Raw genomic sequence first — 6,150 nt, 5'->3', positions numbered from 1 at the left:
GCTCCTACAAGATCGCGCCAGGTCAGCCATAGATGTCGACTGACCCGCCGCATCTGCCCGAACACCGCCGGCTTGCTGTCGACCTGCTGGTCTGATTTCTGCGACGAATCTAAATGTTGATGTTTTTTTCGGTGAATTGAGAACGCAGCCGTGTAGGAGCCGGCTTGCTGGCGAACCCGGGAATGTATGTCACATCGTCGGTGGCTGAAGTACCGCGATTCGCCAGCGAGCCGGCTCCTCCGGGTGAGGCGTCGCCCGCAGTTCGGTACTCAACTGAGCAATATCCCCCGCGCCATACCCGTGGCGGCGATCACAATGATCACCATCAACGCCGCTTCCATATGGCTGATCCGGGCGAAGCGGCGTGAGCGGGAGGTGTCGATGGGCTGTTGCTTCTTGAATGCGATGCGCCATTTGATCAGGGCGAACATCGGTACCACTTCCAGCGCGAGAATGGCGACGAAAGCGGTCATCTTCAGGTGAAACAGGGGTTGATGCAGGTAGTAGTACGAGCCTTTCTCCAGCCCGCCGAAGGCCCTGAACGCGCCGGTGATCAGCAGAATGCCCGCCGAGATGCCCCAGATGTTGTCGACCACGAACACATCGCGAAAGGAGCGGGGATCGGCAGTGCGCAACCTGCGCAACGCCCGTCCCCGAGCCAGAACCGCCGCCAGCGCAAAGCCGAAAGCCAACAAATGCAAAGCAGCCAGTAGCCATTTGACGAGCATGATGCAACTCCCCCGAGCGGCCCGGAAACAGGCCGATATCCCTCCAGCGTAGCGGGTAACGGGCGGTCTGCCTTGCTGACAACGACAGACCGGTCTAAAAGCGACGCAGGTGCCTGAACGGCGGTTGTACCGATTTCAATTGGCTTCTTTCACTGCGCTCAGGAATGCACAGGTCCGCTCCTGCTGCGGGTTCTCGAAGATCTGCGATGGCGTTCCCTGTTCGTGGATCTGGCCTTTATAAAAGAAGCACACGCGGTCGGCGAACTCCCTGGCAAAGCCCATCTGGTGGGTCACCATCAGCATCGTCAGTTTGTGCTCGGCGCCGAGCTTGCGGATCACGTTAAGCACCTCCCCGCACAACTCAGGGTCCAGCGCCGAGGTCACTTCGTCGAACAGCATCACCTTTGGACGCATCGCCAAAGCCCGGGCGATGGCAACACGCTGTTGCTGGCCACCGGAAAGCTGCGAAGGGTAGTGGTCCAGCTTGCTCCCAAGACCGACCAGCTCCAGCAAATCGGCGGCGCGCTCACGGGCTTCCTTCGCACTTACCCCCAACACATGCACGGGAGCCTCGATCACGTTCTGCAACGCGGTCATGTGCGGGAACAGATTGAAGCTCTGAAACACCATGCCGATCTTGCCGCGCACCTTGCGAATATGCCGATCGTTGGCCGGCACCAGCAGCCCGCCGCGACCGGGCATGTGGGTCAGGGATTCACCATCTACCTGAATCAGGCCTTCGTCGATCCCCTCCAGCGTCATCAATACCCGCAACAAGGTCGATTTTCCCGAGCCGCTTGGGCCGATGATCGCGACCTTTTCTCCGGGCGCGACGTTGAGGTTGAGCTTGTCCAGTACCGTGAAGTTGCCGTAGCGCTTGGTCACGTCCTTAAAGCTCACCAGTGGCTGGGCCGTGTCGGACAGGGGCATGGCGTTGGCCTCATGTGGGTGCGTGGTCGGCGATCGTTGCTGCAGTTGCGAGAAGGCGGCCGACGAGGTCGAAACGGTAGAAGTCATTAGCGTAGCTCCAGGCGCAATTCGAAGCGCCGTACCAGATAGGCAAGAACGATACTCAAAGCCAGGAAGAACAGGCCGACCATGGTGATCGGCTCCAGATAACGGAAAGTTTCCGAACCGATGTTCTTGGCCTGCTGCATGATCTCTACCACCGTGATGGCCGAGAGCACCGGCGTGTCCTTGAGCATGGCGATCAGGTAGTTACCCAGTGGCGGCAGAATCGGCCGCAGCGCCTGGGGCAGGATGATGTTGCGGTAGGCGATATAGGGCGTCATGTTCAGCGCGGTGACCGCTTCCCACTGCGCGCGGGGCACTGCGTCCAGGCCGCTGCGATAGACCTCGGCAATGTAGCAGGCGTAATGCAGCCCGATGCCGATGATGCCCACCTGCATTGCCGTCATGCTGACGCCGTAGTTGGGCAGCACGTAATAAAGGAAGTACACCTGAATCAACAACGGCGTGCTGCGAATGAACTCGATCACCAGCGTCGTCGGCCAGGACAGCCAGTAACGTTTGCTACGCCGACCGATGGCCAGAAACAGTCCGAGCACGACAGCGATGATAAAGCCCACCAGCGTGATGCCCAGGGTGTTGAGCGAGGCGCGCAGCAGCTCGGGAAGGATCTGCCAGGCGTAGTGCCAGTCGAACAGGTTCATGACAGACCTCCGCGCATGCGGCCGCGACTCAGGCGTTGTTCGAGGCGGCGCATGGCGAAGTTGATCGCCTGCGCCAGGACGAAGTACATCAACAGCGCCAGGCTGAAGATCTGCAGGGTTTCAAAGGTCGCCTGGTCCAGCTGACGAGCGCGAAAGCTCAGGTCCGACAGCGTAATCAGCGAGACCAGCGAAGTGTTTTTCAACAGCTCGATGAGCAAATTGGTGCCCGGCGGGATGGCGGCCAGCAACGCCTGGGGCAGGATGATTCGGCGAAAGCGGGTAACGGCAGTGAAGTTCAGCGCCACCGAGGCTTCGTATTGCCCCTTGCCCACCGAGCTGATGGCGCCGCGCATGACCTCTGCGCCGTAGGCGCCGATGTGCAGACCCAGCCCGACGATAGCCACCGCGAACGGACTCATCTCGACGTTGAATGGCGGCAGCGGCAGGACGAAGAACAGCCAGAACAACTGCACCAGCAACGATGTGCCACGGAACAGTTCGATGTAAGCGATGGAGAACCAGCGCAAGGGCAGCCACGCCGACATCCGGCCCAGCGCGGCGAGGATTGCGGCGACGATCGCCAGCAGCGACCCATAGAAGGTGACCTGAAGCGTGACCCAGGCCCCCTGAAACAACAGCGGAAGTAACTCACCCATGGTTCGCCCCGATTCCGGTTTACGCAGGGAATGGGCGCAGTCTGTACCGAACCGCGCCCCGCTTGATGTGCTTCGCCCCGGTCAGGACTGGCCGCAGAGCTCTGCAGCGGTCTTGGTGGTCAGGTTGTCCTTGTCGAAACCAAAGGGCGCGACGGCCTTGAGGTGTTCTTCGCTGCCCAGCCACTTCTTGAGTTCCGCGTTGACCGCATCGCGCAGGTCCTTGTCTTCGGGACGGAACGCCAGAGCGCCGTAGCCGATGTGCGATGGATCGTCCTTGAAGTCGGTCTCGGCGGCCACTTTTTCCCCGCCCTTGCTCGCCAGCCCTTTCATGGTCAGCTGAGTGCCGACCGCGGCATCGGCACGACCGGCGCGCACCGCTTGCAGCTGCGCAGTGGTGTCTGGCACCTGAAGGATCTGCGAGTCCTTCACGCCGCTGTCGCGAGCGTATTGCAGGTTAACGGTACCGGCCATGATCGCCAGTTTGACGTCCGGGTTTTTAGCGACGTCTTCGTAGCTGTGGAGTTTTTTCGGGTTGCCGGCCTGCACCAGCAGGGCGTCGGGCAACTGGTATTGCGGGTCGGTAAAGATCACCTGTTTGCAGCGCGCCGGGGTGATGTACATGCCAGCCGCGATCGCGTCGAAGCGGCCGGCACGCAGGCCGGGAATCAGCGAGCCCCATTCGGTGAGCACGCCATCGACCTTGTTGATGCCCATCTTGGCGAAGATGATCTTGGCGATTTCCGGGGATTCGCCGGTGACGTTGCCGTTGGTTTCGGTGTAAGCGAACGGCGCTTCGTTGGCGTAGCCGATGCGAATCGCACCGTTAGCCTTGACCGTTTCCAGCGTGCTGGCCGCCTGGGCGCCAGCCGCGATGCCAAACAGCGCACAAGCCACGAACAGGTGACGCAAGGGTACGGTGATGCTGTGTGCAAAATTGCTCATCGATAAAATCTCCTGTTTCTTGTGGACCCGTTGCAAACGGCTCTGTGTTAGGAGGCAGTGACGCTAAGAGCAAACGTACTGGAGCCGGCGATTGTCTGCCGTTCGCACGGCAAATGCCGTACCAGTACAAGTCGATATGAAAGTTTTGGCTGCCTCAATGGCAGTTTCGCTTCGACCTGTGGCCGAGCATACAAAAGGACGATAGATGATTGCATTGCACTAGGACAATTGATCAAAGTGTCTTCTCGGGGGATGCTGTGCGCATTGAGTCGCAGCGCCTGTAGCAGCGCGCTTACCCGTATTGCGATCGCCGTGTGATGTCTGTTTTTTGGCCCCCGCAATTGCGGCAAGCGCGTTCCTACAGTCTGGTGTCGATCCCGCGATCTGAGGGTAGCTGACAATGATGGAAAAATGGCGAGCAGCGGTGGATCAGGCCCGGGGTGGCGAATCCAAGTACAAGATTCTGGTACAGGTCATTGCCAGTGACATCGAAAAGGCCGTGTTGGTGGACGATCAGCGTCTGCCGCCCCAGCGCCAGGTAGCCGATGCCGTGGGCATCAGCGTGCAGACAGTGACCAATGCCTATAAAGAGCTGGAGCGTCAGGGGCTGGTGCGGTGTGAGGTCGGGCGTGGAAGCTTCGTATCGCGGCGCATGAGCGACACGGTCGCGACCTACATTCTCGACAGTCCCGAACGGGCGCTGGTCGACTTCTCTACAGCGCGCATCATGCATACGCGTGAGCATGATCGGTTCTGGCGCGACACCTGCGCCGAACTGAGCACCGAAGAGGATCAGCCGTGGATTCGCGCGTGCCGTCCCATCGCCGGTTTCGAATCCCATCGCGAGGCCGCCGCCCATTGGATCGGTCGGCAGGGTCTGAAGGTCGAACGCGAAGACATCCTGATTACCAATGGTGCCGCCCATGGAATCTTTCTGGCCCTGGCATCCCTGGCCGGTCCTGACGATGTGGTGCTGTGCGAGGGCCTGACCGACCATGGGGTCATCGGTGATTCCCAAGTGCTCGGCTTTACCCTCAAGGGTCTGGAAATGGATCGGCATGGCATCGACCCCGAGCATTTCGAGGACATGTGCAGCAATGAACGGATCACGGCGCTGGTTTGCACGCCGAACCTGAACAATCCCACTACCAGCCTGATGCCCGACAACAGACGGCGCGAGATCGCCGACATTGCCCGGCGTTTTGGCGTGCACATCATCGAAGACGACGTGTACGGGCCGTTGCTGGATGAGCGCCGCGCGCCGCCGATCAGCCACTATCTGCCGGAGCTGTCGTTTTACTGCACCAGCATGACCAAATCGATCCTGACCGGCATGCGTGTCGGTTTCCTGACCATGCCAAAGCGCCTGGCCCTGCGTACCGAAAGTATTCTGCGAGTCAACAGTTGGATGGCCACGCCGATGATGGCGGAAGTGGCCACGCGCTGGATCCGCGATGGTCGAGCCGACACCCTGCTGCGCTTGCAGCGACGCTTGCTGAACGGGCGTCAGGCGATGGTCACCGAGCATCTGGGCGAGTACATCCAGGGCCAGCATCCCAACTCGCTCAACACCTGGATCGGCATTCCCAAACACTGGGAACTGGACAGCCTGGTCCGTAACCTGCGCCAGCGGCATATCGCCGTGGCGTCTCCGGACCCCTTCACCGTGCGCGGTGTGCCGCGGGCGCGTGGCGTACGCCTGTGCGTCGGCGCCGAGTGTACGGACGATGAAATGCGCGACGCACTCATCAGCATGCGCGAGATCTTCGGGCAGTACCCGAGCATTCATGATTTCTAGTCGGACGCGCTTCCCGTTGTGGGAGTTGGGTGTGAACGTAATGTCGGCGTCGTGCGCGAAAAACTGTAGGAGCCGGCTTGCTGGCGAACGCGGTGGGTCAATTGACGAATCTATGTCTGGACTGACGCATTCGCCAGCAAGCCGGCTCCTACAAAGATTCGCGGCGTTGGGCAATGTAGGCGTCATGCGTCAAGAACGCGGCGTTAGGCGATGTAGGCGTCGTGCGTAAAGATCGCGGCGTTGGGCACGTAGGCGTCATGCGTAAGGACCGCGGCGTTACGCAATGTCGGCGTCGCGCGCGAAAACTGTAGGAGCCGGCTTGCTGGCGAACGCGGTGGGTCAATTGACGGATC

At 60.5% G+C, this 6,150-nt stretch carries 6 protein-coding genes; 1 reads left to right on the top strand and 5 read right to left on the bottom strand.

The features are described 5' to 3' along the window. Nucleotides 1-269 precede the first annotated feature (269 nt). The 5 genes from ACRER8_RS12515 to ehuB form a co-directional block, all read right to left on the bottom strand. Nucleotides 270-728, bottom strand: a complete 459-nt coding sequence (locus ACRER8_RS12515) for a DUF2214 family protein (RefSeq protein WP_431746580.1) — start codon at nt 726-728, stop codon at nt 270-272. Between the two features lie 135 nt (nt 729-863). Next, the gene (ehuA, locus tag ACRER8_RS12510; RefSeq protein ID WP_431746582.1) at nt 864-1,658 is read right to left on the bottom strand and encodes an ectoine/hydroxyectoine ABC transporter ATP-binding protein EhuA; all 795 of its coding nucleotides are present in this window, start codon (nt 1,656-1,658) and stop codon (nt 864-866) included. A gap of 86 nt (nt 1,659-1,744) precedes the next feature. After that, nucleotides 1,745-2,401 carry an ectoine/hydroxyectoine ABC transporter permease subunit EhuD gene (ehuD, locus tag ACRER8_RS12505; protein ID WP_431746579.1) on the bottom strand — a complete coding sequence of 219 codons (657 nt, stop codon included), beginning with the start codon at nt 2,399-2,401 and terminating at the stop codon, nt 1,745-1,747. Then, nucleotides 2,398-3,057, bottom strand: a complete 660-nt coding sequence (ehuC, locus tag ACRER8_RS12500) for an ectoine/hydroxyectoine ABC transporter permease subunit EhuC (RefSeq protein WP_431746578.1) — start codon at nt 3,055-3,057, stop codon at nt 2,398-2,400. Before ehuC ends, ehuD begins: the two co-directional genes overlap by 4 nt. A gap of 81 nt (nt 3,058-3,138) precedes the next feature. Next, complete coding sequence (gene ehuB / locus ACRER8_RS12495) at nt 3,139-3,999, bottom strand: ectoine/hydroxyectoine ABC transporter substrate-binding protein EhuB (RefSeq protein ID WP_431746577.1); 861 nt, start codon at nt 3,997-3,999, stop codon at nt 3,139-3,141. A 403-nt stretch (nt 4,000-4,402) separates the two neighbouring features. On the opposite strand from ehuB, the gene ACRER8_RS12490 reads away from it, so the two are divergent. Beyond that, nucleotides 4,403-5,797, top strand: a complete 1,395-nt coding sequence (locus ACRER8_RS12490) for a PLP-dependent aminotransferase family protein (RefSeq protein ID WP_431746581.1) — start codon at nt 4,403-4,405, stop codon at nt 5,795-5,797. Nucleotides 5,798-6,150 lie beyond the last annotated feature (353 nt).

The organism is Pseudomonas sp. (assembly GCF_050739935.1).
In the GTDB taxonomy this organism is placed as follows: Bacteria; Pseudomonadota; Gammaproteobacteria; order Pseudomonadales; family Pseudomonadaceae; genus Aquipseudomonas.
The sequence above is the reverse complement of the archived record's forward strand: the minus strand, read 5'-3'. Positions and strand labels throughout refer to the sequence as shown.

Excerpts from the sequence above, each read along its gene's own strand:
- ehuC (WP_431746578.1), bottom strand. The coding sequence starts at position 3,057 with ATGGGTGAGTTACTTCCGCTGTTGTTTCAGGGGGCCTGGGTCACGCTT.
- ACRER8_RS12515 (WP_431746580.1), bottom strand. The coding sequence starts at position 728 with ATGCTCGTCAAATGGCTACTGGCTGCTTTGCATTTGTTGGCTTTCGGC.
- ehuD (WP_431746579.1), bottom strand. The coding sequence starts at position 2,401 with ATGAACCTGTTCGACTGGCACTACGCCTGGCAGATCCTTCCCGAGCTG.
- ehuB (WP_431746577.1), bottom strand. The coding sequence starts at position 3,999 with ATGAGCAATTTTGCACACAGCATCACCGTACCCTTGCGTCACCTGTTC.
- ACRER8_RS12490 (WP_431746581.1), top strand. The coding sequence starts at position 4,403 with ATGGAAAAATGGCGAGCAGCGGTGGATCAGGCCCGGGGTGGCGAATCC.
- ehuA (WP_431746582.1), bottom strand. The coding sequence starts at position 1,658 with ATGCCCCTGTCCGACACGGCCCAGCCACTGGTGAGCTTTAAGGACGTG.